This is a genomic window from Streptomyces netropsis (genome assembly GCF_014203545.1).
GTDB lineage: Bacteria > Actinomycetota > Actinomycetes > Streptomycetales > Streptomycetaceae > Streptomyces > Streptomyces netropsis.
Window position 1 is genome coordinate 539,367 of record NZ_JACHJG010000002.1, and the last position, 26,876, is coordinate 566,242.

General features: G+C 73.5%; 21 protein-coding genes. 12 read left to right on the plus strand and 9 right to left on the minus strand.

The genetic code is table 11. The annotated features are described in order from the left end of the window. Positions 1 to 65 precede the first annotated feature (65 nt). On the plus strand, positions 66 to 860 hold the full coding sequence (locus FHS38_RS06805; protein ID WP_184731792.1) for an FkbM family methyltransferase: 795 nt from the start codon (positions 66 to 68) through the stop codon (positions 858 to 860). A gap of 2 nt (positions 861 to 862) precedes the next feature. On the opposite strand, the gene FHS38_RS06810 is transcribed toward FHS38_RS06805, so the two are convergent. Continuing rightward, positions 863 to 1,627: an NAD-dependent epimerase/dehydratase family protein gene (locus FHS38_RS06810; RefSeq protein ID WP_184731794.1), complete on the minus strand. Its 765-nt coding sequence runs from the start codon at positions 1,625 to 1,627 to the stop codon at positions 863 to 865. A 473-nt stretch (positions 1,628 to 2,100) separates the two neighbouring features. On the opposite strand from FHS38_RS06810, the gene FHS38_RS06815 reads away from it, so the two are divergent. The 8 genes from FHS38_RS06815 to FHS38_RS06850 all read left to right on the plus strand — a co-directional run bounded on the left by FHS38_RS06815 (position 2,101) and on the right by FHS38_RS06850 (position 12,076). Next, positions 2,101 to 2,754 (plus strand): PAS domain-containing protein, encoded by a 654-nt coding sequence (locus FHS38_RS06815; protein WP_373301847.1) that lies wholly within the window; start codon positions 2,101 to 2,103, stop codon positions 2,752 to 2,754. Between the two features lie 256 nt (positions 2,755 to 3,010). Next, positions 3,011 to 3,781 (plus strand): thioesterase II family protein, encoded by a 771-nt coding sequence (locus FHS38_RS06820; RefSeq protein ID WP_184731796.1) that lies wholly within the window; start codon positions 3,011 to 3,013, stop codon positions 3,779 to 3,781. Positions 3,782 to 4,029: 248 nt separating this feature from the next. Next, positions 4,030 to 4,326 (plus strand): acyl carrier protein, encoded by a 297-nt coding sequence (locus FHS38_RS06825; RefSeq protein WP_184731798.1) that lies wholly within the window; start codon positions 4,030 to 4,032, stop codon positions 4,324 to 4,326. Next, a complete protein-coding gene (locus FHS38_RS06830; protein WP_184731800.1) occupies positions 4,323 to 5,546 on the plus strand; it encodes a beta-ketoacyl-[acyl-carrier-protein] synthase family protein in 1,224 nt (407 codons plus the stop codon). The genes FHS38_RS06825 and FHS38_RS06830 overlap by 4 nt, the downstream gene beginning before the upstream one ends. Further along, positions 5,543 to 7,870 (plus strand): MMPL family transporter, encoded by a 2,328-nt coding sequence (locus FHS38_RS06835; protein WP_184731802.1) that lies wholly within the window; start codon positions 5,543 to 5,545, stop codon positions 7,868 to 7,870. The genes FHS38_RS06830 and FHS38_RS06835 overlap by 4 nt, the downstream gene beginning before the upstream one ends. A 73-nt stretch (positions 7,871 to 7,943) precedes the next feature. Then, on the plus strand, positions 7,944 to 10,076 hold the full coding sequence (locus FHS38_RS06840; RefSeq protein ID WP_184731804.1) for an FUSC family protein: 2,133 nt from the start codon (positions 7,944 to 7,946) through the stop codon (positions 10,074 to 10,076). A gap of 164 nt (positions 10,077 to 10,240) precedes the next feature. Next, a complete protein-coding gene (locus FHS38_RS06845; protein WP_184731806.1) occupies positions 10,241 to 11,131 on the plus strand; it encodes an isocitrate lyase/PEP mutase family protein in 891 nt (296 codons plus the stop codon). A 315-nt stretch (positions 11,132 to 11,446) separates the two neighbouring features. Next, positions 11,447 to 12,076, plus strand: a complete 630-nt coding sequence (locus tag FHS38_RS06850; protein ID WP_184731808.1) for a 50S ribosomal protein L25/general stress protein Ctc — start codon at positions 11,447 to 11,449, stop codon at positions 12,074 to 12,076. 85 nt (positions 12,077 to 12,161) lie between these two features. On the opposite strand, the gene FHS38_RS06855 is transcribed toward FHS38_RS06850, so the two are convergent. Then, positions 12,162 to 12,974: a uracil-DNA glycosylase family protein gene (locus FHS38_RS06855; RefSeq protein ID WP_184731810.1), complete on the minus strand. Its 813-nt coding sequence runs from the start codon at positions 12,972 to 12,974 to the stop codon at positions 12,162 to 12,164. A 254-nt stretch (positions 12,975 to 13,228) separates the two neighbouring features. Between FHS38_RS06855 and FHS38_RS06860 the strand changes: the two genes are divergently transcribed. Together FHS38_RS06860 and FHS38_RS06865 are read left to right on the plus strand one after the other, a co-directional pair. Then, positions 13,229 to 14,809, plus strand: coding sequence for an amidohydrolase family protein (locus tag FHS38_RS06860; RefSeq protein WP_229822764.1), 1,581 nt, complete (start codon positions 13,229 to 13,231; stop codon positions 14,807 to 14,809). Between the two features lie 221 nt (positions 14,810 to 15,030). Continuing rightward, positions 15,031 to 16,269: an amidohydrolase gene (locus tag FHS38_RS06865; protein WP_184731814.1), complete on the plus strand. Its 1,239-nt coding sequence runs from the start codon at positions 15,031 to 15,033 to the stop codon at positions 16,267 to 16,269. 19 nt (positions 16,270 to 16,288) lie between these two features. Here FHS38_RS06865 and FHS38_RS06870 read toward each other — a convergent pair whose 3' ends face one another. Beyond that, the gene (locus FHS38_RS06870; protein ID WP_184731816.1) at positions 16,289 to 17,593 is read right to left on the minus strand and encodes an amidohydrolase; all 1,305 of its coding nucleotides are present in this window, start codon (positions 17,591 to 17,593) and stop codon (positions 16,289 to 16,291) included. Between the two features lie 184 nt (positions 17,594 to 17,777). On the opposite strand from FHS38_RS06870, the gene FHS38_RS06875 reads away from it, so the two are divergent. Next, the gene (locus FHS38_RS06875) at positions 17,778 to 17,954 is read left to right on the plus strand and encodes a thiazolylpeptide-type bacteriocin (protein WP_130880361.1); all 177 of its coding nucleotides are present in this window, start codon (positions 17,778 to 17,780) and stop codon (positions 17,952 to 17,954) included. A 106-nt stretch (positions 17,955 to 18,060) separates the two neighbouring features. Here the strand turns inward: FHS38_RS06875 and FHS38_RS06880 are convergent, their stop codons facing one another. The 6 genes from FHS38_RS06880 to FHS38_RS06905 form a co-directional block, all read right to left on the minus strand. After that, on the minus strand, positions 18,061 to 20,043 hold the full coding sequence (locus FHS38_RS06880) for a TOMM precursor leader peptide-binding protein (protein WP_184731817.1): 1,983 nt from the start codon (positions 20,041 to 20,043) through the stop codon (positions 18,061 to 18,063). Further along, complete coding sequence (locus FHS38_RS06885; protein WP_184731819.1) at positions 20,040 to 20,795, minus strand: ABC transporter permease; 756 nt, start codon at positions 20,793 to 20,795, stop codon at positions 20,040 to 20,042. The genes FHS38_RS06880 and FHS38_RS06885 overlap by 4 nt, the downstream gene beginning before the upstream one ends. Then, the gene (locus FHS38_RS06890) at positions 20,792 to 21,712 is read right to left on the minus strand and encodes an ABC transporter ATP-binding protein (protein ID WP_184731821.1); all 921 of its coding nucleotides are present in this window, start codon (positions 21,710 to 21,712) and stop codon (positions 20,792 to 20,794) included. Before FHS38_RS06890 ends, FHS38_RS06885 begins: the two co-directional genes overlap by 4 nt. A gap of 93 nt (positions 21,713 to 21,805) precedes the next feature. Continuing rightward, positions 21,806 to 23,047, minus strand: coding sequence for a peptidase M50 (locus FHS38_RS06895; protein WP_229822749.1), 1,242 nt, complete (start codon positions 23,045 to 23,047; stop codon positions 21,806 to 21,808). Continuing rightward, positions 23,044 to 24,093: a lantibiotic dehydratase C-terminal domain-containing protein gene (locus tag FHS38_RS06900; protein ID WP_184731823.1), complete on the minus strand. Its 1,050-nt coding sequence runs from the start codon at positions 24,091 to 24,093 to the stop codon at positions 23,044 to 23,046. Before FHS38_RS06900 ends, FHS38_RS06895 begins: the two co-directional genes overlap by 4 nt. A 1-nt stretch (position 24,094) precedes the next feature. Next, positions 24,095 to 26,839 (minus strand): lantibiotic dehydratase, encoded by a 2,745-nt coding sequence (locus FHS38_RS06905; protein ID WP_184732229.1) that lies wholly within the window; start codon positions 26,837 to 26,839, stop codon positions 24,095 to 24,097. Between the last annotated feature and the right edge of the window lie 37 nt (positions 26,840 to 26,876).

Sequence of the window (26,876 nt, forward strand, 5' to 3'; positions counted from 1 at the left end):
CGACCCACCCCCGTCACCCGGTGTGCGGCCGAACGGCCGCACACCCACCCTCACAAGGAGCGTCGATGTCCGACCAGCCCGGCCAGTCCGCCCACCCCGCCGTCGAGTGCGACCTCCCCGACGGCCGGTCCGTCATGGGCATCCATCCCCTGGAGACGGTCACGCTCTGGGGGGAGATCGCCGGGGATTCCCCCTACGCGCGCGCCTCCGCCGGGCTGGGCCCCGATGACGTGATCCTGGACATCGGCGCGCACATCGGACTGGCCTCGATGCGGTTCGCCGAACAGGCCCCCGGCGCCCGGATCCTGTCCTTCGAGCCCGCCCCGGTGACCTACGCCTGCCTGGCGGACAACGTCACCCGGCACGTCCCGACGGGCACCGCGTTCCCCCAGGCGGTGGGCGGCGAGGCGGGCACCGCGGAGCTCACCTTCCACCCCTTCAACTCCTCGACGTCGACCCTGCACGCCGACCCGGAGGACGACCTGCGCAACTTCAAGGCGTTCGTCGACAACACCGAGGTGCCGGGGGACGCCCGCGAGCTGATGCTCAGCGCCTTCGGCGAGAAGCAGACGGTGACCGTCGACGTGACCACGGTGACCGCCGTGGTGAAGGAGCACGGCATCGAGCGGATCGGTCTGCTGAAGATCGACGTCGAGCGCGGTGAACTCGAGGTGTTGCGCGGGATCGACACCGGACTCTGGCCGCGGATCCAGCGCGTGCTCCTCGAAGTGCACGACATCGACGGCCGGCTCGGCAGGATCGTCGCCGAGCTGGCCGGCCTCGGCTTCGAGGTCACGGTGTCGCAGGCGCCGGTCTTCGTCGGCGGCAGCGTGTTCAGCCTGCTCGCGACACGGCCCTGACCTCAGAGCCGTGTCGTGACCGAATCCCCCCTGGACCCCCAGCTGAACACGTCCAGGACGCGCCGGTAGTAGTCCGGGCCGAAGCCGAGCCGGTCCACCTCGGGGACGAGGGCCCGCAGCTTGTCGATGGAGATGGTGTGATGACTGCCCGTCTCCTGGTACTCGCGGCGGGCCGTCAGACCGAGACCGCGCTCCAGATGGTCGACGATCGTGTCGACCGGGACCGCGGCGCCGGAGGCGACGTTGACCGTCTCGGCCGTTAGGTCCAGCGCCAGCAGACGGTCGATCACGGTCACCGTGTCGGTCACATCGATCAGATCACGGGTGGCGGCACGGTGGATGCGGACCACACCGCCCCGCAACTGCCGGACCAGGGTGGGCAGTAGCTGGTGCGGTGGCTGCCCGGGACCGACCAGATGGCTCAGGCGCAGGATCAGATGGTCGGCACCCGTGGCGCGCAGCTGCTCCTCGAGGGCGAGTTTGTGCGCGCCGTAAGGGGAGCAGGGCACCACGGGCCGGTCCTCCCGCCCGGGCCCGTCCGCCGCCCCGTACATCCCGGTGGCGGACGTCGAGAAGAACAACAGCCGCCGCCCGTCGGCCTTGCAGCGCAGCGCGGTCTCCCGCAGCAGCGCCGCCTCACGGGCGAAGTCGGCGTCGGAGGTGCCGGACGCCCAGGAGACTCCGGCAGCGAGCGCCACGGTCCCCGGGTGCCGGTCGGCCATCGGTCGCAGACTCCCGGCGAGGAATCCGTTGCCCACAATGTCCATGCGTCGAGTCCTGATCTTCGAGATGAGGGGGGGCGGCCGTGCCGGGCGTAGAAGACCAGCGATGGCCCCGGGAGGTCAACCATGTGGGCGGATGTCCAAGGATGTCCTTAGTGTTTCGCCGGACCGGGCGGCCCGTGGAACCCGCGCTCGCGTCGGGCGCCGACCAGCGGCGCCACCCGCCCGGCCCCCGCGAGCCGCGGGAGGACCGTACCGAACCACCGAAACCCAGACCTTGGACCGAACCAACCGAACCCTTTCGGAAGTACAAACCGCAGGCTTAGTCGTGTGGGCCTGGATGACGTTGACGCGCCTCCTCGGAACTATCTAATGTGCGGTTCCGGAGCCGGGCAGTCCAGGGCATTCCGAACGAGGCCCGGTCATCGGTTTTCTGACGCATTTCTAGCGCGTGGTTCTGAACGCTCTGCGGAACCTGAAAGATTGGCAGGCTCGTGGCTAATTCCTTACTTGCAGACTTGGTACCGGGCGTTACTCGCGGATACACGGACGACCAAGGGGTCAACCAGCCGCAGTTCGACCAGCCGGGCCTGTGTATGGCCTCCCTCGATCCGACCCTGACGATCCGACAGGCGAATCAGGAGTTCTTCCGCCAGTTCGGCGCCTCCTCGGCGGACGTGTGCGGGCGCAGCTTCCAGGAGCTGGTGCACCCGAGCGTGCAGCAGCCGCTGATGCGCCAGTTCTCACGGCTGGTCGAGGGCAAGCGGCAGCGCTTCGCCACCCATGTGGTCGGGGTCCGGCAGGAGGATTCCGCCTTCGCCAGCCCCCTGACGGCCATCGCGGTCCGCGGCGGTACGCCCGAGGACGCGTCGATCCTGGTGCTGATGCCGCAGACCCAGGGGTCCGACGACGCCGGAGTGGTCACCAACCGGAAGAAGATCCTCACCGAGATAGACGCACGCATCCTCGAGGGCATAGCCGCCGGGATCTCCACGGTCCCGCTCGCCTCACGGCTCTACCTCAGCCGGCAGGGTGTCGAGTACCACGTGACCGGATTGCTCCGGAAGCTCAAGGTGCCCAACCGGGCCGCCCTGGTCTCGCGGGCCTACTCCATGGGGGTGCTCAATGTGGGCACCTGGCCGCCGAAGGTCGTCGAGGAATTCATCAAGTGACACCCATAAAGGTTTGACGTCGACCGACCGGCCAACCGGCCGAAACAGCTCGGCCGCGGCGGAACTTTCGGGCCAGGAAAGCCCGACGGTTTTCCGCCGTGGCCGAGCTGTCGTCCGTGGGTAAACCCGCGGTAAGTGCGGGAGGGCAAGGGAAACGCCCAGAGATTCCGTGCCCGGGGCGGCGCGGTCTTGTGCCCGCTCGGCCGTCGCGGGGATAGTGGTATCGCGCCGAAAGTGAACGAGACGAAGGACGAGCATGGCTGAAATACCCGTGGACGACACGCTGTGGTGCCGGAACTTCCGTCCCACCCCCGACGCACCCGTGCGCCTGGTCTGCTTCCCGCACGCGGGCGGTTCCGCGAGCTTCTACCTGCCCCTCGCCTCGGCGCTGACGCCGGACGCCGACGTCCTGGCGATCCAGTACCCCGGGCGCCAGGACCGCCGCCGCGAACCCTGCGTGGACGACATCGCGACACTCGCCGAACAGGTCCACACGGCGCTCGCCGGCTGGCTGGACCGGCCGGTGGTGTTCTTCGGTCACAGCATGGGCGCCCTGGTGGCGTTCGAGGTGGCCCGCCGCATGGAACGCGAAGGCCAGGGCCCCGCACGGCTGTTCGCCTCGGGGCGCCGCGCGCCCTCCCGCTACCGCGACGAGAACGTCCACCAGCGCGACGACGACGGCATCGTCGCCGAACTGCGAGACATGAGCGGTACGGACACCCGGGTGCTCGGCGACGAGGAGATGCTGCGGATGGTCCTGCCCGCCATCCGTGCCGACTACCGCGCGGTGGAGACCTACCGCAGCGAGCCGGGCGCGTCGGTGCGCTGCCCCGTCACGGTCATGGTGGGCGACGACGACCCCAAGACCTCCCTCGACGAGGCCGAGGACTGGAAGGGGCACACCACCGGCGGGTTCGACATGCAGGTCTACTCCGGTGGGCACTTCTACCTCAGCAGTCAGGCGCCCGCCGTCATCACGGCCCTGCGCGGTCACCTGGCCGCCGTGCCGGCCTCTCCCCAGGGCTGAGGCCGGGCGGCAGCCGGTCGGGACACAGCGGGCCGGGGCCTCGCGGTACGCGGACACACGCCGTCCGTCGGCAGTACGGGTGATACCCCTGCCGGCGGCGCGCGTGTCGGTGGACCCGCGGCGGCCCGGCGGGTGACGCTGCGTCGGACAAATAGCCGGAATATAGCGCTATGGCATCAGATAGCTGATGGCTGATACGTCAAACGCGCGACGGTCCGGTGTCCGGCTCCGATCGAGGAGAGCGATCGATGGAACCCGCGTATGACCTGATGGCCCGTCTGCTCACGGAGCACTTCGGCATCCCCGAGGAGGAGATCACCCCGGACGCGACGTTCGAACAGCTCGAAGTCGACTCGCTGGCCAGGGTCGAGCTGATCACGATGATCGAGGACCGGCTGCACGTGGCCCTGCCCGAGGAACACGGCGACGCCACCGTCGGGGAAGCCGCCGCGTACCTCGACCGGCTCGTGGCGGACCGCGCCGACCGGGAGCCGGCCGCACCGACCGGGGACCAGCCGGTGGCGATGGCAGGGCCCGCGCGGTGAGCGCCTCGGACGCCGCCGTCACCGGTATCGGCATGGTGACGCCGGCGGGGCTGGGCCGGGAGGCCACCTGGGACGGACTGTGCGAGGGAGTGGGCTTCGGCGCCCGGGACCCGTGGCTGGCCGGACTGCCCGTCGACTTCTCCTGCGGGGTCCACGACTTCGACGGCGGGGCCCTGCTCGGCAAGCGGATCACCTGGCGCAACGACCGGTTCATCCACCTGGCGATGGTCGCCGCCCGCGAGGCGGTCGCCGACGCGGCGCTGGACACCGACACCTGGGACGCCCCCCGGGTGGCCGTGGTCCTCGGCTGTGCCAGCAACGGCGGCGACCGCTGGGCCGCCGAGTACCGCAACCTGGCCGAGGGGCGCGTGGAGTCCATCTCGCCGACCGCCCTGCTGCGTTCGCTGCCCAACATGGTCGCGGGCGAGGTGTCCACCGATCTCCAGGCGCTGGGCCCCTGCCTCACCACCTCGACGGCCTGCGCGGCGGGCACCACGGCGATCGGCACCGCCCGCGACCTGCTGCGGACGGGGGCCTGCGACATCGCGATCGCCGGCGGCACCGACTGCGCGCGCGTCCCCATGGGCTCGGCCGCCTTCTACCGGATGCGGGCACTGTCCGAGAACCGCCAGGACCCGGCCGGCGCGTCCCGGCCGTTCGACGCGGACCGCGACGGGTTCGTCCTGAGCGAGGCGGCGGCCGTCCTCGTCCTGGAACGGCCCGAGTACGCCCGCGCCCGCGGCGCGCACATCCGCGGTTACGTCTCGGGCTACGGGGCCTCCAGCGACGGCTTCCACCCCACCCGCCCGGACCCGGAGGGCGCCGGCGCGCGGCGCGCGGTGCTCGCCGCGCTCGCGGACGCCCGCGCCGACGTGTCGGAGGTGCACCACGTCAACGCGCACGGCACGTCCACGCCCCTGAACGACCGTGTGGAGGCCTCCATGCTGTCGAAGGTGTTCCGCACGCCCCCGCCGGTGACGTCCGTCAAGGGCGCCATCGGGCACTCGCTCGGGGCCGCGGGCGCGATCGACGCGGCCTGCACGGTGATGTCGCTGGAGCGACAGCTCGTTCTGCCGACCGCCAATCTGGACCGGCTGGACGACGGAATGGACCTGGACGTGGTGACGAAACAACCGCGGCGGCACCGCATGGAGGCGGCGATCAGCGACTCGTTCGGCTTCGGCGGACAGAACGCCGTGCTGTTCTTCCGGGCCGCGTGAGCCCCCAGGACCTCGACACCGCCCCGGCCCCGAGCCCCCCGAGCGCCAGGGGGCCCGGGGCCGCGGGCCGCGCCGCGCCCCCTCGCACCGGACGCGGCCGGGCCTGGCTCGTACCCGCCCTCGCGTTCGTGGTGACCCTGCTGCTCGGCGTGGCCGGCATCGGCACCCACGAGCGGCTGGCCAACGGCGGCTACACCGCGTCCGGCACCGAGTCCGAACGCGCCAACCGGCTGCTGGCCGACCGCTTCGGCGGCGGCAGCCCCGACCTCGTGCTGCTCGTACGGGCCGAGGGCGGCGTCGACACCGCGTCGGCCCGGGCGGAAGGACGGCGGCTGACCCTGCGGCTGGCGCGCGCGCCCGGGGTCGGCGGGGTGCGCTCCTACTGGTCGGGCGGCGCGGCCGGCACGGACCCGGCACTACGGTCCGAGGACGGCACGCGGGCACTGGTCACGGCCGACCTCACGGGCGCCGACCGCGACGCGGCACGCACCGCCGAAGCACTCGTGCCCGAACTCACCGGCCGCCACGGGGCCTTGCGCGTACAGGCGACCGGACCGGCCTGGGTCAGCGTGGAAGCCGGGCGCGTCAGCCAGCACGACCTGGTGCGCGCCGAAGTCGTCGCCGCCCCCCTCACCCTGCTCATCCTCGTGCTCGCGCTGCGCTCCCTGGTGGCCGCGCTCGTCCCCCTTGTCATCGGCGTGGTGGCCGTCGTCGGCACGATCGCGCTGCTGCGGCTGCTCAGCCACGCCATGCCGGTGTCGGTCTTCGCCATGAACCTCACCACCGCGCTCGGCTTCGGACTCGCGGTGGACTACGGGCTGTTCCTCGTCACCCGCTACCGCGAGGAACTGCGCACGGGCAAGCCCGTGGCCGTCGCCGTCGAACGGACCGCGCGCCGGGCGGGTCACACCGTGGCCGTCTCCGCCTGCACCGTGGCGCTGTCGATGTCGGCGCTGCTGGTGCTGCCGCTGCCGTTCCTGCGGTCGATGGCCTGCGCCGGGATCGCGGTGGCCCTGCTCGCCGCGGCCACGGCCGGGCTCCTCGTGCCGCCCGTCCTGAACCTCCTCGGCACCCGCGTCGACCGCTGGGACCCGCTCGCCGTGCTGCGCGGGTGGCGTCGTAGCGGCCCGGGGGCGCCACGGGCGGACAGTCCGGCCTGGCGGACCGTCGCCCGGGTCGTCACCCGGCGGCCGGTGTACTACGGAGGGGGGTGCGCGCTGGTGCTCCTGCTGGTCGCCTCGCCCTTCGCGCACGTGCACTTCGGGCTGTCGGACGAGCGGGTGCTGCCCGCGCACACCGAGGCGCACCGGACGTCCCAGGCCATCCGCGAGGGCTTCACCTCCCGCGCCGAACGGAATCTGACCGTCGTGCTCCCGGACGTCGACGCCGTACGCGACCGGGCGGCACTGTCGGCGTTCGCGCGCCGGGTGGCGGCGCTGCCGTCCGTCGCACGCCACGGCGGGGTGCTCACGTCGGCGGGCGGGGCACCCCGCCCCTGGGTGAGCGCCGAAGGAGCGCCCGCCACGGCCGCGCGAGGAGACCGGGTGCGGGTGGCGGCGCCGCCCGGGCCGGGCGCGGTGCTGACCGTGACCGGCCCCGAGGACCCCCAATCGCGCGCCGGCCGGGACCTGGTGAAGCGGCTGCGGTCGCTGCCGGCCCCCGGCGAACGGCTGGTCACCGGGCGTGCGGCCCACCTCGCCGACACCCAGGACGCGGTGCGCGGCCGGCTGCCGCTCGCGGCCGGGATCGTCGCCGTCACAACATGGGCGATGCTCTTCCTGCTCACCGGGAGCGTGCTGCTGCCGGTGAAGGCGCTGGTGATCGGGGCGCTCAGCCTCGGCACGAGCTTCGGACTGATGGTCCACGTCTTCCAGGACGGTCATCTGCGCCGCGCGGTCGGGGAGTTCACGGTCACCGGGACGCTGGACATGACGATGCCGCTGCTGATGTTCGTCATCGCGTTCGGGCTCGCCATCGACTACGAGATCTTCCTGCTGTCGCGGGTGAAGGAGCACCACGCCCTGACCGGTGACAACCGGCAGGCCGTGGTGGAGGGCGTCGCGCGAACGGGCCGGCTGGTGACCACGGGCGCCCTCGCGGTGGCCGTCGTCACCGGGGCCCTCGCCACCTCGGGGGTGACGCTGCTGAAGCTGCTGGGCACGGGGCTCGCGGTCGCCGTGCTCGTCGACGCGGTCCTGGTGCGGGGGGTCCTCGTACCGGCCTGTCTGACCCTGGCGGGACGGGCCAACTGGTGGACACCCGCCCCGCTGGCGCGGGCACACGCCTGGATCAGCGCCCGGACCGGCCTGGACGAGAGCCGTTGACGACCGTCCACCCGGCGTGGGGAACACCGTGCCCCGCATCCGCGCCCCGGCCCGCTGCCAGAGGCTCCGACCGGTGAAGGGGCCGGTCGGCTGGGTGCTGCGGCAGCCGGACGGGCCGCGCGCGCTGCGCCGGGCGACGCGGGTGACCGTTGCCGGGGGGACCGGGTTCTACGTCAGCCTCTATGTGATCGGCGATGCCACCATGGCCATCTACGCCATGTTCGGCGCGCTTCCCCTCGTGATGCTGAGCGACGTCCCCGGACCGCCACCGAGACGCGCCCGCGCGCTGCTGGCCGTGGCCCCGGCCGCCGTGGTCCTGGTCGCCGCCGGAACGCTGCTCGCCGCCCACACCTGGACCGCCGCCTGCGGCATGTTCGTGGTGGGCTTCCTCGTCACCTTCCTCGGCGTGGCGAGCCCGCGCCTGGCCGGGGTCGGCATCGCCCTCCAGCTCTTCTACGTCCTGCCCTGCTTCCCGCCCTACGCGCCGCAGACCCTGGGCTCCCGCCTGTCCGGGCTGGTCCTCGGCATCCTGCTCACCGCCTGCGCCGAACGGGTCCTGTGCCCCGACCCGGCGCCCCGCCCCTACCGGGCCGTCCTCGCCGACGCCGTGGCGGCCTGCGCCGACTACACCTCGGCCGTCGCCGACACCCTCGAGGGCCGCGGCACGACGCCCGCGGACCCGGGGGAGCGGCGCACCGCCGCCCGCCGGGCCTTCGAGTCGGCCCGGCCCTCGCGGGTCCCCCCGGCCGAACGCCCGACCTCCTCGTCGGTACGCGACCACGCGTTCCACGACGCCCGCGTCGCGGTGTGGCAGATCCGCGACCAGATGGACCGCCTGTCCGCAGCCGACGGCACCGCACCCGCCGCCGCGACCCTGCTGCGGCACACCACGACGGCCCTGCGGTCGGCCGCCCGGGGCCTTCGCGAGGGCGCGCCCGGCGTGGTCACCGACCGGCTCGCCGCCGAGGCCGCGGCGTTCGACGTCATCCGCTCGGCGGAGCTGCCCCGCACCTCCGTCGACCGGATGCGCCGGGACACCATCGTCCGGGAGACCGCGGAAGCCGCCCGGCGGGCCACCACCGCCACCCGGATCGCCCTCGGCGACCGGCCGCCCGTGACAGACCGCGACGGGCCCTTCTGGTACGCCACGACACCCGGCTTCACCCTGTGGCGACGACGGCTGGCCTGCCATCTGACACCGCGCTCGGTACACCTCCAGAACGCCCTGCGGGTCGCCGTGGCCATGGCCTTCGCCCGTCTGCTGGCCGGGGCCCTCGGCATGTCCCACGGGTTCTGGGTGCTGCTCGCCACCCTCAGCCTGATGCGCACCTGGGCGGTGGGCACCAAGGCCGTGCTGCGCCCCGCCTTCCTCGGCACGGTCGCCGGGGCCGCCATCGCGGCACTGCTGCTGCTCCTCGTAGGAGACGTGCCCGCCTTCTACGCGGCCGCGCTCCCCATGGTGACGCTCGTCGGCTTCACCGTCGGCGCCCTGCTCGGCACGGCCTGGACCCAGGCGATGTTCACGCTCGCCTTCCTGCTGCTCTTCACCCAACTGGCCGTGCCCAGCTGGCACCTGTCCGCCGTGCGGCTCCTCGACGTCCTCGTCGGCGGCGCGCTCGGCGCCGTGGTGAGCCTGCTGGCCTGGCCCCGCGGCGGTCACGGCGAACTGCGCCGCGCCGTCGCGGACTTCCTCACCGAGGGCGCCGACTGCTGTCGTACCACCGTCGCCCGGCTCCGTGACGGTGACGCCCCGTCGCGCGCGGAGGCCGGGCACCGGTCGACCCGCCGCGCGATGCGTCTCGCGGAGGAGACCTACGTCCAGTTCGTCGCGGAACGACGCCCCTCCAAGGAAGTGGACGCCCGGTGGGAGGCCGCCCTGTCCGTCGGCTACCACCTGACGCACGGCGGTGAGCCGCTGTCGGCCCGCGGCCCCGCGGGGGCGCTCCTTCCCTGGCCGGACGCCGCCGCCCGGCTCACCGAGCTGGCCGAGGGCGTGGCCGCGGACGCCGAGCACCGGGCCGAGGAGATCCGCACCGCGAGCCCCCCGGGGCCGCTGCCGACGACGGACCCGGCGCCCGCCGGCGCGGGCGGGGACGCGGTGACGGACCGGGCACGCGAGGCGGGCGCCCCGGGGGCACTGCTGCTCGTCGACGTCCGGGGATGGCTGACCGGCCTGGCGGACGCCCTGGCCCGCCTGCGCACCTAGACCTGTCCGGCGGATCTTCGTGGATCGGCGGGCCGTGCCCGCCCCCTCCGGGACCACGGCGCGACGCCGCGGGCCACCCGTCCCGGTACCGGAGGCGGAGCCCATCCGCGTGGCCCGGCCGTCGAACCGCGCTCACACTGGGGGCAGCGAGTCAGGAGACACCGATGAACAACCGGCAGCGCTTCCGCGCCCACCTCGCCGACCCGAAGATGCTCATGGTGCCGATCGCGCACGACCCGCTGTGCGCCCGCATCATCGAGCGCGCCGGTTTCCAGGCCGTCGGCGTGGGCGGAGCCGCGAGCGCCGCGGCACTGCTGGGCCGCCCCGACGGCCGGCTGCTGAGCGCGCGGGAGATGGCGGACGTCGTCTGGCGGACCGTCGACGCCGTCCGCGTCCCCGTCTTCGCGGACGCGGACGACGGGTACGGCGACGCCACCCACGTGGCGTGGACGGTACGGCAGTACGAGAGCGCGGGCGCCGCGGGCCTGTTCCTGGCGGACCGGCCCGCGCGGCGGCAGCGCCGCCGGACGGTGGGCGCGGCGGAGGGCGACACGGTCGTGCCGGCGGCGGAACTGATCGGCAGGATCGAGGCCGCCGTCGCCGCCCGCCGGGACCCGGACATGCTGATCATGGCTCGCACGGACGCCCTGGCGGTCCACGGCATCGACGAGGCCCTGGGCCGGGCCCACGGCTGCGTCGACGCGGGCGCCGACGCGATCTGTGTCGCGAACCCCGCCTCGACGGACCAGATGCGCAGGATCACCGAGGAGATCACCGCCCGCCGCGGCATCCCGACGATGGCGGACACGAACCCCGGCGTCACGCCCCCGCCGACCGCCGCCGAACTCCAGGAGATCGGCTATTCGCTGACGCTGTATCCGACGCTCGCCTCCCGGGCCCTCGCGCGCGCCGTCGCCGAGGTGATGGGGGAACTGTCCTGGAGCGGGGACGCGGCGCCGCTGGCGGACCGGCTGGCCCCCGTCGAGGAGTTCCACGCCCTCGCCGGCCCGCCGGAGCACCGCCCGGCCGGCGGCCCGCCCGGCGCCCGCAGATGAACCCGGCGGCGCAGAGCCCGGCCCGGAGGGGAGCACCGCGCAGAGGCAGGGGCTCCTCACGAGGGGCGCGCGCCCGACTGCCTCCGGCCGCTTCCGGCCGGGCGGTGGCCTCGCCCGTGCCCACTCCGACGCGCCGGTTCGGCCGGATGGAGCAGGGTTGGATCATGCGGTGGCCCGGCTGGATAGACTCGCGGCGTTGCTCGGCGCGGGAGGCCGTACTCATGGGGTGCGGCGACCGTTGTCGGCGCACCCCTCGTACCAGGTCCGCGTGGCCGGGTGACGGTCACCGGACAGTCCGAACACGAGGAGTGCGTCATGGCTGAGGTAAAGCTGAGCGCCGATCTGCGTAATGACTTCGGCAAGGGTGCCGCCCGTCGCACCCGTCGTGACAACAAGGTCCCCGGCGTCATCTACGGGCACGGCGCCGACCCCAAGCACGTGGCGATCGACAGCCACTCGCTGATGATGGCCCTGAAGACACCGAACGTCCTGCTCAGGCTCGACGTCGCGGGCAAGAGCGAACTGGTCATCCCCAAGGCCGTGCAGCGCGAGGCCATCCGCGGCTTCCTGGTCCATGTGGACTTCCTGGCCGTGAAGAAGGGCGAGAAGGTCACCGTCGACGTGCCGGTGCTCACCGAGGGCGAGCTGGCGCCGGGCGGCAACCTGCTGGAGCACATCCTGAACGCCCTGCCCGTCGAGGCCGAGGCCACCCACATCCCGGAGGGGGTGACGGTGTCCATCGAGGGCCTGGAGGCCGGTCACACCATCCGGGCCGGGGACATCGAGCTGCCGCGCGGCAGCTCCCTGGCCATCGAGGAGGACGCCGCCGTCCTCCAGATCGTCGCCGCCCAGACCGAACCGGTGGAGGAAGAGGAAGAGGAGGCCGAGGAGGGCGAGGCGGCAGCCGCCGCGCCCGAGGCCGAGGAGGCTCCGGCCGAGAGCTGAACTCCGCGCCGTCGCACGGCGGTCCTCGCACTCCTCACCCGGGGGAGTGCGAGGACCGGGGGCCGGGCTGTCGCCGCGGGGGCCGTCAGAACGGGCGCTGGGACAGCGGGATCTGCACCATGATCGTGGCTCGCTTCTCCTCCGCCGTCGCGCCCTGGCGGCTCGCCCACGACTCGCCGCCCCGCATCCAGGTCGGCAGACCGGCGGGCAGGTCCCCCTCGGGGATGTCGCCGAGATCCGTCGGGGCGAGGTCCTCGCCGTAGTGCGCCAGCGCCACCGGGGTGTCCGGCGTGACCACCGGGTGCAGGGCGTCCAGGGCGGCGTTCCAGCCGGTGAGCATCTTCGCCATGGCGACCGCCCGCGGCGTCCCCGAGGACGCGGCGCTGTCGGGGTAGGTGGGGTGCAGGATGTGCTCGTAGGCGCCGCCGTAGGCCTGGCCCGAGGGGGTCTCGCGCCAGGTCCGGAACGCCGTGTCCGCCAGCCGGCCCAGCGAGACGACGGCCTCGATGGGGTTGTTCGCCGTCAGCGCGTCGAGCCACGCGTGCCGGTGCAGGGCGATGTCGGGGTCGTTCGCGTGGGCGTTGCCCGCCTGCTGGCCGTAGACGCTGTACAGGTAGGTGTTGACCATGACGTAGCTGGTCTCGATGCCCAGCTTGGCGAGAAAGCCCTGGAAACGCCGCCCCGCCGTGCCGACGAGGATCCGCCGGACGACGGCCTCGTGGGCCGCGGGGTCCTGGCCGATGACCAGCACCCGGGCCGTGCCGTCCAGCCGCCCACGATGGAAGATCGGACCCCACTCGGTACGGAAGTCCTCCGGCGGATAGGTCTCCGTGCCGGGGAAAGTGCGCGCCAGCGTGGCGTACGGCTCCTCGACGCAGCCGGGATCGAAGTCGTGCATCGTGCCTCTCCTGTCCTGCCGACCGGGCCCCGCCCGTCCGCGCCGGGGCCTGCCGGTGGCGGTGGGACCGTGTCCTGTCTGCGGTGCGGCCCCGTGGTGAGCGCGGCGGGCGCGCCCATGGGAAAATTGTTACCTCATATCAGGACTGTTCCCTGTACGCACGGCGGAGGGACCAGCAGATGTCACCACCTGTAGAGCCCCCGGTGGACCCTTTGGCGGGGCCGCGTTTCGCGTTGCGGGGCCGCGTCGTGACGATGAACGGCCGGCACGACGTGATCGACGACGGAGTCGTCTACATCAACCAGGGCGTCATCGACCAGGTCGGACCGGCCGGGGCCGAGCCTCCCGCGGGCCACGAGCAGACGGCCGTCACCCGGAGCGGCGGCAGCATCTATCCCGGGCTGATCGAGCTGCACAACCATCTGCCCTACAACGTGCTGCCCCTGTGGCAGGTCCCCGAGAACTACCCGAACCGCTCGGAGTGGGGCGGGGCCCAGAATCCCGACTACCGCAGGCTCGTCACCGGGCCCATGCGGGTCCTGGGCGAGGACGCCGCGCTGATGCCCGCCGTGGTGCGCTACGTCGAGGCCAAAGCGCTCGTCAACGGCACCACCACCAGCCAGGGCATCGCCCTGTTCTCCAACACCGGCGCCCGCAGGATGTACCGGGGAGTGGTGCGCAACGTCGAGGCCACGGACGACCCGGCCCTGCCGGAGGCGGCCACGCGGATCGCGGACGTCGAAGCCGCGAACGCCGAGAAGTTCCTGGCACGGCTGAACCAGGGGCGCAGACTGCTGCTGCACCTCGCCGAGGGCAGGGACACGGACTCCCGGAACCACTTCCTGGCACTCAACTTCCGGGACGAGGAGTGGGCCATCACGGAGAACCTGATCGGCATCCACTGCGCCGGTCTGCTCGCCGAGGACTTCCCCGTACTGGCCACCCACGGCGGGTCCATGGTCTGGTCGCCGCTGTCCAACCTCCTGCTGTACGGCCGTACCGCCGACATAGCCGCCGCCCGGGGGGCCGGAGTGCTCCTCGCGCTGGGATCCGACTGGTCGGTGTCCGGCAGCAAGGGGCTGCTGGGCGAACTCAAGGCGGCCCGGCTGGCCTCGGAGGCGGCCGGCGGTGTCTTCACCGACCGGGACCTCGTCGACATGGCCACCCGCAACCCCGCCGTCATGCTGCGCTGGGAAGCCGCCCTGGGCTCGCTGCGGGCGGGCGCGCGGGCCGACGTCATCGTCGTGTCCCAGGCGGGAGGCGACGCGTACACCACGCTGATCGACGCCCGGGACAGCGATCTGAGCCTGGTCGTGATCGCGGGCCACGCCCGCTACGGCACCCGGGCCCTGATGGACGACCTGGCCCCGGTCGCGGAACTGGAGACCGGCGTACGGGGCCTGCCGGCCGGCCGGGCGTTGCACCTGCGTCAGGCGTCGGCGGACCCCGTCGTGGGAGCCCTCACCCTCGCCGAGGCCGCCCGGCGCCTCACCCAGGCGCTGGCGGACCTCCCCGGCACCGCCGACCGGGCCCGGGCGGCACCGGCCGTGGCCCGTGGGGCCGGGCCGCAATGGCGGCTGGCCCTGGACGAGATCGAGCCGACGGGCGCCGAACTGCGCCCGCGCCTGCCTGTGCTCAGAGCGGGCCGGGCCGTCCCCAGCGGGCCGGTCATCGGCGGGGCGGACGCCGAGCTGGAAGAGGGCCCCCTCGCCCTGCCCGCCCTACGGCTGGACGGGCTGACCGCGACCAAGGACGCGACGTACCGCCGCACGCTGGGCGGGGAGATGAACCTGCCGCCGGGCTTCGCCGCCGCGCTCGAGGAGCTGCTGACCTGACCGTCGGCCGCGGTGCGGCCGAGGATGCCGCCGTCACCCGGACGGCCCACACCACCGCGACGCGCCGCACCGCGTGCGGCACGGGCCCCGCCGCCGTCCTGGGGCCGTGACCGGCTCCGACCGGCTCCACGACGCCGGCCCGAGCGGTCGCGGGGGACCGCCCTTCGGGTGAAGCTGGTGCCCAGGGAGGGGCATTCGGAGGGATCGAAGGGTGTCGCGCCATGTCAGACGAAACGACGCGGGTGCTGGCCGGCCTCGACGAGGCACGGCGCCGTGAACTGGCGGGTCTGTACCGGGATTTGCACTCCCACCCGGAACTGTCCTTCGCCGAGCACCACACGGCCGCGGAGGTCGCCCGTAGATCACGGGCGTACGGGTACGAGATGACCGAGGGCGTCGGCCGTACCGGTGTGGTGGCGGTCCTGCGCGGTGGCGCCGGGCCGACCGTACTGCTGCGGGCGGACTTCGACGCGCTGCCGGTGGAGGAGCGCACCGGGCTGCCGTACGCGTCCACCTCCGGCGGGGTCATGCACGCCTGCGGCCACGACATGCACACCACCTGTCTGCTGGGCGCGATGCGGCTGCTGGCGGAGGGGCGCGAACACTGGTCCGGGACGGTCCTGGCGGTCTTCCAGCCCGCCGAGGAGACGGGCCGGGGTGCGCGGGAGATGGTCGACGACGGCCTCTTCACCCGCTTCGGCAAGCCCGACGTGGTCCTCGGGCAGCACGTCATACGGATGCCCGCGGGCACGGTCGGCTGCCATCCGGGCACGGCGTACGCCGCGACGGACGTGCTGCGGGTGCGGATGTTCGGCGGCGACGGGACCGGCACCGGACCCGGCCCGGCGGACGCCACGGCGACCCGGTTGGAGGCGGCGCTCACGCGGGAGATGAGTGACGCGGGCACCGTGCGGATCACGGCCGGCGACCGTCCTCCCGCCGTGGACGGCAGCGCGCAGGACAACGGCGTCCCGGTCGCGGCCGAGTTGAAGGTGAGCCTGCGCACCTGCTCGGCCCCGATGCGGCAGCGCGCGCTGGACGCGCTGGAGCGGGCCGTACGGGAGGAGGCCACCGCCTCGGGCGCCGTACGGGACCCGGAGATCGACCGGCTCGGCACCTTCCCGTCGCTGGTCAACGACATGGACGCGGTGGACCGCACCATGACCGCCATCGGCGCCGTGATCGGCGCGGACAAGGTGGTCGACCCGGGGTTGCTGCCCGGTGGCGAGGACATCGGTGTGTTCGGCACGGCGGCCGACGTGCCGGTGTGCTTCTGGCAGTTCGGCGGCACCGACCCCGACACGTACGCCAAGGCCGAGGCCGCCGGGACCACACGCGAGATACCCACGAACCATTCGCCGTTCTTCGCCCCGGTCATCGAACCGACCCTGACCACCGGCATCTCCGCCATGGTGGCGGCCGCGCTGGCCTGGCTCGGCCCGGGCGGCGGCAGGCGCTGAGCCCGGCGTCCGCCAGGGTTCAGCGGCTCCCCAGCCGGTCCAGGGCCGCCGCGACCATGGCGGCGACACCGGTGGGCAGCGCGCTCCGCACGTCGGGGGCGAACTCCGGTGAGTGATTGGGGGGCAGGGCCGCCAGCTTGTCCGCCGGGGTGCGGCCGGGTGCCGCCCTCCACTGACGGGGGCCGACCGACCCCAGCATCCAGTACACCGTCGGTATGCCGGCGAACCCGTGGATCTCCCGCCCCGCGTCGCCGAACAGCGGGAAGTCCTCCGTGGCCATCGACGGTGGCCACGACGCCACGCGCTGTGCGCCGAAGAGCGCCTGGTGGGCCTCGCGGACGGCCGCGGTGGCCGACGGATCGGGGACGTTGGGTGCCGAGCGGGACACGAGGGTGATCTCGGGCGGATCGACCCGGCCGGACGCGGCGCACTCGGCGTGGACCGTCCGGCGCACGGCCTCGGCGAGGGAGTCGAGGGCGGTCTGCGCGTGGGCGCGCACGGTGAGACCGAGCGTGGCCCGGTCGGGCACGACGTTGCTGCTGTCGCCCGCGTGCAGCCGGCACACGGTGAGCACGGCCCGGTCGGCGGGGTCCGTCTGCGTGGCGACGAGGCCGTGCAGCGCGCCGACCGCGGCCGCGGCGGTCGCCACCGGGTTCACGGTCAGGTGCGGGGTGGCGGCGTGGCCGCCGCGGCCGTGGACGACGACGTCGAACGAGAGGCTGCCGGCCATCAGCGCGCCGGTGCCGTGGGCGACCATGCCCGCCGGGAACGGCGCGGTGTGCTGGGCGAGTACGGCGTCGGGGCGCCCGAAACGGTCGTACAGGCCGTCCTCGAGCATGGCCCGCGCACCCTGGAGCGTCTCTTCCGCGGGCTGGCCCACGACCACGAGGGTGCCCCGCCACAGGTGCGCGGCACGGGCCAGCAGCCGCGCCGCCCCGGCCGCCGCCGCGAGATGCAGATCGTGCCCGCACGCGTGCATGACCGGCACGTCGCGGCCGCCCGGGCCCGGTGCGCGGACCGTGCTCGCGTACGGCAGGCCCGTCCGTTCCTCGACCGGCAGCGCGTCGAGTTCGGCACGCACCAGGACCCGCGGGCCCTCGCCGTTGCGCAGCACACCGACCACCCCGTGGCCCCCGACGCCCGGGGTCACCCGGAAGCCGTCGGCCGTCAGCCAGGCGGCGAGGCGGGAGGCCGTGTGCTCCTCCTCCCCGGACAGTTCGGGGTCGGCGTGCACCGCGAGGCAGAGCGTGGTGGCCGCGAGCATGATGTCGTCGAGGCCCAGAAGGACTTCGCGGACCCGGTCGGCCGTGGAGGGAAGTGTCATGGCGGTTCCTCGCAAAGGGGCGGAGGGAAGCACCTCGGGCGGTGGTACCCGCGTGCGAGCGGAATGAGAGCGGAACGCCGGGGGCCCGGTGAGCGCGCCCTGCTGGGATGGCGGAGCAAGGGAACACCACGTCCGGCCGGGCCCCTCGTCGTGGCCCGCCGGACTCGAACCATCGGGAGAAGACATGGCACCGAAGACCGAACTCGCCTCGCTCGCCCAGGAGATCCTGGAGCTCGAGTCCGAGACCTTCGAGATCTCGGACTACTCGGACGCGAGCGAGGTCGTCCTCGCCGGTTCGACCAGCTCCAGCAGCACCAGCACCTGCTCCAGCACCACGAGCACCACCAGCTGCTCCGCCTGATCGGTTCACCGATCGCACCGCGGCCGCCCGGCACAGCCCCCTGCGACAGCAGGGGGCTGTTTCGCTGTGCGCGGCGCTCATGGCGGGCGTCGTCGGCCGGGGAGCGTCAAGGGAAGGGGTGCGGCACCATCCGGAGTTCGGCGTCCGTCAGATCGGTCGACCGCCATCCGGCGCGCCGGAATGCGGACCGCATGCGCGGCATGCGCGGCGCCCGCTGTCTGGACCAGCCGAAGTCGATCGGGAGCAGACCGGGGACGACGGTGGAGACGGTGGTCAGCCCCATCCGCTCCTGCTCGGGGGAGGTCTGGTCGACGACGATCACATCGAAGCCCGCCCGCACCAGCTCGTCCCGGCACAGCAGCACGTCGTCCCGCAGGTCCCCCGAGCGCGGCCGGATCCGCTGCCAGTCGCGGTAGACGTCCCCGAGCGGCCGTACGGCCACGGGCTCCAGGTACTCCCGGGCGTGGGCGGCCATCTCGGGAAGGCCGAACAGCCGGGCGTGGTGCGTCAGGTGCCGCACCTGACGGAAGTCCCGTGCCATCGCCTCCAGCTCGCCGCGGTCCTCCTCCACCTGCCGGTCCAGATGCGGGATGTAGCTGAGGACCTCGGAGAGGGCCGCCTCGACGGCGTCCTCCGGATCGAGCCGCGCCCCGGCGGCGAAGGAGAGCGTTCCCGGGCCGCCGTCCCGGCGCACGGCCAGTCCGGTGACGACCGGCACCGCCAGGTCCACCCGGTTGTCGAAGGCGTGGACGTCGTACCCCTGGAGCGCGGCCCGGGCGGTCATGGCGCGCACCGCCTCGCCGCGGCACGAGTCCAGGTCGATCTCGGTGAGGCGGGCCCGGCCGTACCAGGCCAGCAGGAACGCGTCCCGCTCGATGAGTTCCAGCAGTCCGAACAGGACCGCCTCCTCCAGACAGCTGCCGGTGGCGCACCCGTTGGAACTCTCGAAGACGAAATTGTCCGACGCGAGCCCGGCACCGTAGTGCACCAGCCGGGTCGGGACCAGGACGGGGCGCTCGTCGCGCAGCGAGTGGCCCCGGACCCAGGGGATCGTGCGCGCCGGGTCGAAGGGGGCCACCATCGGGTCGTCCCGGTAGGTCTCCGGTGCGTACGTACCGCACTCGCGCGGATCGACGGCGTGTTCGCCGCGGGCGCGAAGGCCGTCGTACGAGTCCTCCACCACCTGCCCGCCGCGGCGCCGGTGGATTCCCGCGTACCGTTCGAGCCCCTCCAGGAACGCCAGGTCGCGGCTGGCCTCGAAGGAGTTCGCCTGGCCGCTCCAGGTGACGTCGGACAGGCCCGCGTAGGTGCGGACGAACACGCTGCCCGCCACCGGCGCGGTCGTCGGTGAGGTCACGTTGAGCCAGGTGCCCTCGCCCAGTGCCCCGCAGACCGGGTTGGCCAGGGCGCCCCTCGGCATCGGGTAGGACCGCGCGGACCGCAGCCGGTAGCGGTCCGGAGCGGGCTTGGGCCGGGAGCACAGGGTCGCAGGGGCCGCCTCGGACGCGGCGGGGGAGGGCGGCGAGCAGTGCGGGCACTGCGGCTCGGCCAGCAGCGGCAGCGTCGTGACGCGCAGGGTCGCCAGGTCGACCCGGGAGACCTGGGGCAGCGGGAGGTCGGCGGCGGTGTGCCAGTCACCGGCCGGCCGCCCGGCCGCCGCCGGACGGCCGGAGTGGAGGACCGCCTCGTACAGCGCCCACACCGCGTCGACGGCGTAGTCCGGCAGGACCGGCCAGTCGCCCACCGGGTGCGGGGCGGTGCCGACCTCCAGCGCGTCCCGCTCGGACCGTGAGCGCAGCCGCTGCCAGCGCCGGGCCAGACAGCCGCCGCACGCGGCGGTGGCCGCGTCGGTCGCGCCCCACGGGCCGATCAGCACCGCCTGGGCGGTGAGGTGGACGTTCGCGCCGCCGCGGGAAGCGCCGTGCGGGTCTCCTTCCGCGCGGAACGCGTCCGCCGCGCCGAGGGGGACGACGACCGGCGGGTGCGAGGAGGCGCCCCGGGGGTGGGCCTCGAAGCGTTCGGTGAGCGCCCGCTGAAGGTGGCGCGTGGCCTCTTCCAACGGTGCGGGGGTGGGGGGTTCGGTGCTCATGTGTCGTTGCTCCAGCGGAAGGTCCTCATGGCCAGCAGCCCGAAGACCAGGGCGAAGACGGCGAGCCCCGCGCAGGCCAGGCCGGTGCTGCCGAGACCGGCGCGACCGGAGACCGCCGCCGAGACGCCGTCGTTGAGATAGCGCAGCGGCAGGACCCGGGAGAGCGACTGCAGCCACGAGGGCATGGCGTCGATCGGGAAGAACGACCCGGAGAGGAAGGCCATCGGCACCATCACGCAGTTGGCGACGGCCGCCACCGCCTCCGGCGTGTTCGCCCGGGAGCCGATCACCATGCCGATGGCGAGGAACGCGGTGATGCCCAGCACCAGGACCGGCAGTGCCAGCGGCCAGGTGGAGCTCAGCCGCAGCCCGAACACCGGCAGCAGCGCCACGCCGATGAACAGCACCGCCTGGACCACGCCGATGACCAGCGCCACCACGTAGCGGGACGCGAGCACCGAGGTCAGCGGGGTCGGCGACATCCGGATGAGCCGCAGCAGATCGTCCTTGCGCCACTGCATGAGCGTGAACGCGACGCCGAACACGGCCGCGTTGCCCACCCCCCAGGACAGTACGCCCGGCGCGATGTAGTCGATGTAGCCGCGGCCGCTCTGCTCGACCGTCTGGCCCCGGAAGATGAGCCCGAACACCACCAGGAAGATCAGGGGGAAGGCGAAGGTGAAGAAGACCGTCGTCCTGTCGCGGACCGAGGCCCGGTAACTGGCCGTGGTCAGTGCGCCGTACGCGCTCATGCGTGCTGCTCCGATCCGGTGAGTTCGAGGTAGACGTCCTCGAGGGTGGCGGTGCGGGTCCGGACCCCGTCGAGGCCCGCGACCTCGCCGACGGCGGCCAGCACGGGCCCGGCCGCGCGGGTCTCGATGACGACCGAGTCGCCCTCCACGCAGACCCGGTCCGCTCCCTCGATCCGCTCGGCCCGCTCCACCGTGATGCGGTCGGCGGGCACCAGCAGCCGGGTGGGCGCCTTCGCCGCGCCGACCAGCCGGCCGGGGGAGTCCAGGGCGACCACCGAGCCCGCGACGACGATGGCCACGCGGTCGCACAGCGCCTCGGCCTCGTCCAGGTGGTGCGTGGTGTAGACGATGGTGCGGCCCTCGCCCTTCAGTGCGCGCAGCACCTTCCACAGATCGCGGCGCGCCTGCGGGTCGAGGGCGGCGGTCGGCTCGTCCAGGAAGATCAGTTCGGGGCCGTGCACCAGCGCGGAGGCGATGGCGAGGCGCTGCCGCTGTCCGCCGGAGAGCACCTCGACACGGATGTCGGCCTGGCCGAGGAGACCGACCATCGACAGCGTCCGCTCCACGCCCTGTCTTCCGACGCCGTACAGCGCGGCGACCGTCGACAGGTGCTCACGTGCCGTCAGACGGGTGAAGAACGCCGAACTCTGGGTCTGCACGCCCAGCCGCGGCAGCAGCGCCATGTTCCGCGGCCAGGGCGGAAGGCCCAGGACCGACACCGAGCCGGAGTCCGCCTCGCGCAGTCCCTCCACGATCTCTATCAGGGTCGTCTTCCCGGCGCCGTTGGGCCCGAGCACGCCGAAGAACTCGCCGCGCCCCACGGTGAGCGAGATCCCGGCCACCGCCTGGACGTCTCCGTACCGCTTGCGCACGTCCTCCAGCACAATGGCGGGCTCGTCCGGCCTTGCTTGTGTCATGTGTCCTCAGCTCTTGTGAAGCGGCTTCTCGCGGGAGAATCCGGGGGAATGCCAGGGGATGCCAGGGGAATGCCAGGGAAGGGGCAGGCGGTTTCAGCGGGCTCTGCCGCGCCGGGCCCAGGGGCCGGTCACCGCGACCAGTACGGCGACCAGCAGGGCGGGTACGACGGCGGCGAGCACGCCGTAGCGGTCCGCCAGGAAGTGGTGGCACAGCAGCACGAACCCCACGCCGCTGCCGCCGACGAGCGCCACCGACCCCACGCCGTACGCGGCGTAGGCGATCCGCGCCCCGCGCGGGTACGCGCCGACGCCGGGGCCGCGCCGCAGGGCGCGGGCGGACAGCAGGCGCAGGAAGCGCCGGCTCTCGGTCGCGTAGTCGGCCATGCCCAGCGCGTGGGCGAGCATCCGGTAGCCGTCCAGCGGGGGCAGGGGCACCAGATTGACCAGCGCCTGCGCCGTGCCGAGGGTCAGCAGGCCCGCCACGGTGGTGCGCACCGGGTCCCCGGCGGGCAGCACGGCCCACAGGGCGGCGAAGGGCAGCAGGAACACGAGGTTCATGACGGTGCCCGCCACGGCGGTGGCCACCTGTGCCCACCGGGTGCGCAGATACAGGTAGTTCCCGACCTCGCAGTACATGAACACCATGGGCAGGTGCCAGCGCAGTCCGATCTCGCCGACGGTGCCCCCGAAATGGCGGGCGACCACGCCGTGCGCCAGCTCGTGCAGCGCGGTGCTCACCCACAGCAGGCTGAACACCGCGAGCAGCGGCACCGGACGGCTCAGCAGCCAGCCCGTGTCCCGGACGAAGCCGCCCGCGTGCAGGACGACCGTCGTCTCCATGACCCCGACCAGCGCCAGCACCGGCAGCAGGAAGCGGGCCGACAGGGCGAAGCCGGTCGCCCGGTACAGCCGCTCGGTGGCGGCGGAGGCGTCGGCGACCAGCCGGAGCTTGCCCTTCCACAGCGTCGGGCGGGGCGGCGGCTCCGCCGGCGCGGGGGCGGCCGGCTCGGCCCCCACCAGCAGACCCCGCTCCCACAGCAGCCCCAACAGCCGCCGCCAGTGCGCCTCGCCCAGCGCGCGCCCGAAGTGCCGGGCGTACTCCTCGCCGATCCCGGCCAGGGTGCGCTCCCCGTCGAGACGGGCCATCAGGAAGTACTCCTTGGGCCCGACCTCGAAGGACTTCCCGCTCGCCGGGTCCTTCACCACATGGACGCATCCCGGCCCCCGCCGCATCCGAGGGCTGAGCAGCACCTCGGGGCGGAGCGCCGGCCGCCGCTCCAAAGCCCCGGGCTCCGCCCCGGCGTCGCCGTGCCGCCGCTGCGCCGGCACGCTCATCGCCCGGCCTCCGCGGGCGGCGCGCACTCGCGCAGCGCCCGCCCCAGGACGTGGGACAGGTAGGCCTCGTCGCGGATCGTCACGTGCAGCCGGTTGTTGGTCATGTGCATGTACGGCGACAGCAGCAGCGGCAGCGACACGGCGGGGTCCGTGATCCGCTCGTCCCGGGTGCCGTCCCAGGAACGGAAGACCAGGCCGTCGCCCGTGGTCAGGGCGGCGGCACGGCTCCGCAGTTCGTGACAGTGCCGCGCCCAGCCGCTCAGGAAGCCCGGCAGCCGGTCCGTCCCGCCGTGGCCCACCGCCGTGCGCACTGCTTCGAAGCGCCGGCCGAGCCCGGGGCCCATCGACTCGTACGCCCGGTCGTAGGCGTCGGAGCCGATGAGGTCGGTACCGGAGAACGCCTTGTGCCAGAAGGCGTGATAGCGGTCCAGATAGTCGATCAACTCCGCCCGGTCGGGCAGGAAGACACCGGCCATCACCATCATCAGCTGGGCCGCCGTGCCCAGCCGGACCGTCCGCAGGTGCAGATTCATGTCGCGCACCGCTTCGATGACCAGCTCGCTGGAGTGCCGGAAGTGCCACTCCGCGAGCTCCACCCCGGCCGGGCCCCCGTACTTGCCGTACTCCGGCTCGTACGGCTCACGGCTGAAGCTGTTGTTCGGGCGCAGCCGCATCCGGCCGTCGGGGGCGAGGAAGTCGCCCCGCTCGTCCTCGGCGAACTCCAGCTCGAACAGCGTGTTGTAGAACTCGTTGAGGAAACCGGAGGAATCCACCTCGTACAGCGCCGGACGTTCCCGCAGGAAGCGGCCGACCGCCCGCTCGGCACGGGCGAGGACCTCGTCCGTGGCCTGTGCCGTCGCCGGCCTCAGGCGCAGCCGTACGTGCGGGCCCTCCAGCCAGTAGTTGATGAAGAAGTGCCCCGCGAGCAGTCCGTCGGCGGTCAGCTCCCTCAGGAGCGGGCTGACGCACTGGATCAGCAGCGGCCGCGGGTTGGCGGCGTAGTGGATGTGCAGGGCCTGCCACTCGCCCGTCGTCGTCTCGGCCATCTCAGTGCACCGGGTCCTTTCTGTCAGGTCTGTCAGGCCCGTTCCGTCCCGCCTCGGGCGGCGCGCCGCCGACGGGGCGGGTGGTGCGCAGGGTCTCCACGGCCAGCTCGGCCACATGACGGCCGGCGCCGGAGGCGACGTGCAGCTCGTCCTCGTCCGGCAGTGCCTCGCGGAACACCACCCGGTCCCGCTCACCGCCCTTGATCAGCCCGTCCAGGGCGGTGAGCGAGAGATAGCTGTCGAAGTCGACGTAACTCGGCTTCGCCGGGGACGACGCACGGGCCCCGCCCGCACGGGAGACCGTGGCGAACACGCGGCGCGGCACGCCGTTCGCGCGCCGCCACCGCCGCCAGTCCACGAACCACCGCGCCTCGTCCACCCCCGCGGACCACTGCGGCAGGGCCCCCGCCACGGTGGTCCAACTGCGCCTGCTGAGGACGACGCCGCCGTACCGCACCCGGGGGCGATGCGTCACCGCGCCGCCGTCGCCGCCCTCGGGCACCCCGCCCCAGACGTCGAGCGGGGCCATGGAGGTGGGCGAGAGCAGCAGCAGGGTGCGGGGGATCTCCGGCAGCGCGAGCGGTACGAGATAGCCGAGGTAGACCGGCACGACCTCGCGCCCCAGCCGCCGGGACACCAGGACGAGGCGGTCGGCGGCCGCATCGTGCTCGACGGACAGGTCGTCCAGGTGGATCCGGCCGTCCTGCGGCCCCGAGCCGGTCTCGCCCGGGCAGACGATCTCGTAGTCCGTGAGCCGCCCGTGCAGATTGAGATTGCTGGTGACCGACCCGCCGGTGATCTCCGCGAACACCGCACCCTCGGGCGCCGTCGCGGCCGAGGCACGCCGGAGCCGGTCCGTGAGACCGCCCTCGCCGCCGTCCGGATAGCAGTGCGTGAAGCGGCTGAAGGGAAACGCGAGACCGCCGTAGGACTGGTTGAGCACCGCCAGCGGATCACCGTCCCGCCGCACCAGCTGGACGAAGTGGCTCTGCGGGAGGAAGTCGGGTGCCACGGGCGCGAGTTCGGCGGCGACCGCGTCGAGAAGGCCGGCGTCGAGGCGGACCTCCTCGGCGCCCGGCGCGGTGTCCCGCCACACGCGGCGCATGCCCTCCACCCACCGGGTGCGGGCGCGGTCGACGGCGGTGATGCCCGGCAGCGCGAGCCAGTTGGCCTCCGGTACGTAACGGCCGTCCTCGCCGAAGGGCTTACGGCGCGCGGTGAACGTCAGGTACTGCTCGTAGAAGTCCTCGTGGAAGTCGTGGACGAGCCTCAGCAGGTCCGTGCAACGGCCGCCGCTGCCGTAGCGGGCCACGAAGAAGCCCTTGAGCGTGACGCGCTGCGGCAGGGTCAGATCGAAGGCGGGCAGGATCCGCTCGACGTCCCGCAGCGCGTCCAGCGGGCCGGGTGCGCCCTCTGGCCCCGCCACGCAGCTCACGTCGGTGTGTCCGGCGGTGACGTCCTCGTACAGGAGGGTCTGCGGAAGGCCCGGGGACGAGGGCGCGTGGTCCGCACCCAGGTCCCGCTGAACGGTCCGCAGCGCTTCGCGCAGTTCCGCCAGCAGCTCCCGGCGGCGGGCGAGACCGGCGGCGGGATAGGCGTCGACGCAGGCGAGGGGCCGGGCCAGGGCGTCCGCGAGGCGTTCGGCCCAGGGGCGGTCGAGGGCCCGCAGCGCGTCGCGGAAGGAGCGCAGCGGGTCGGCGCTGTGGACGTCGGTGCGCAGGCAGGGCACGTGCAGCATGCCCAGTTGCAGCAGCGCGGCGACGTAGGCCTCGCTCTCCTCGGTCCCGGCGCCCTGGTCGTCGCTCAGCCAGCGCACCAACTCGCCGTAGCGCGGTGCGGGCCACCGGGCGAACAGGCCGAGCAGCCGCTCCAGCGTGCCGCTGCGGCGGAGGAAGAACAACTGGTCACCCGCCGCGTCGAAGGTGACGGCCGCCTGGTCGTCCCCGGCGGTGACCTGCCGTCGGACGTAGCGGATCCGGTCGTCGTCGAGGCCCCAGCCCGAGGCGAGGGAGACCGGGAGGTCGGCCCGCCGCCCGGGGTCGGCGGCTATCAGCTCGGCCAGCCGGGCCAGGGCGACCACATTGAGCCGCGGATGGCTGTGCCACTCGTCGGGGACGAGGGTGGTCTCCTCGCCGCCGGTGATCAGCTCGCCCGGGGTCACCGCGGTGAAGGTGCTGAAGGGGCTGGTCTTGCAGGCGGTCCGGTACAGATAGGCCAGGGCGGAGCGCTCGACCTTGCGCAGCCGCTTGTCCGGCGGAGCGGCCGGGTCGTGGGCCGCGTAGGCGTCGAGCCTGCCCTCCAGCGTCGGGGAGGCGAGCAACAGCCCCCGCCGCAGCCGCTCCTCGCCGATCAGCCGCCGCAGCGCGGCCCGCGTCCGGACGTTCTCCTCGGCGAGCACGGGCCCACCGGCGGCCTGGAGTTCCGCCATCCGGCTCCCGTCGCGCAGCCAGTCGGCCACCTCGCGCGCCAGCGTGCCGTCGGGGTCGGCCCCGGCCACCAGGGCCACGGCGGCGTCGCCGTCCCGGGGCGGGCGGCCGTTGAAGAGCCGGCGGCGCAGGGCCAGCAGCCCGCGGCGGTCCCCGTCGTCAAGGGCGTCCTTGACCAAGGGATGCAGCCGGTCGCTGAGTTCGGCGCCACGGGCCAGCAGCAGCTCCTCCTCGTGCAGCACACGGTCCGCCCACCGGCTGCTGTCGGGGCAGCGCAAGGCACCCACCGACTCGAGGGGCAGCCCCGCGACGCGGAGCATGAACTGCCGGCGGAGTGTCCACGACGCGGTGTCCGCA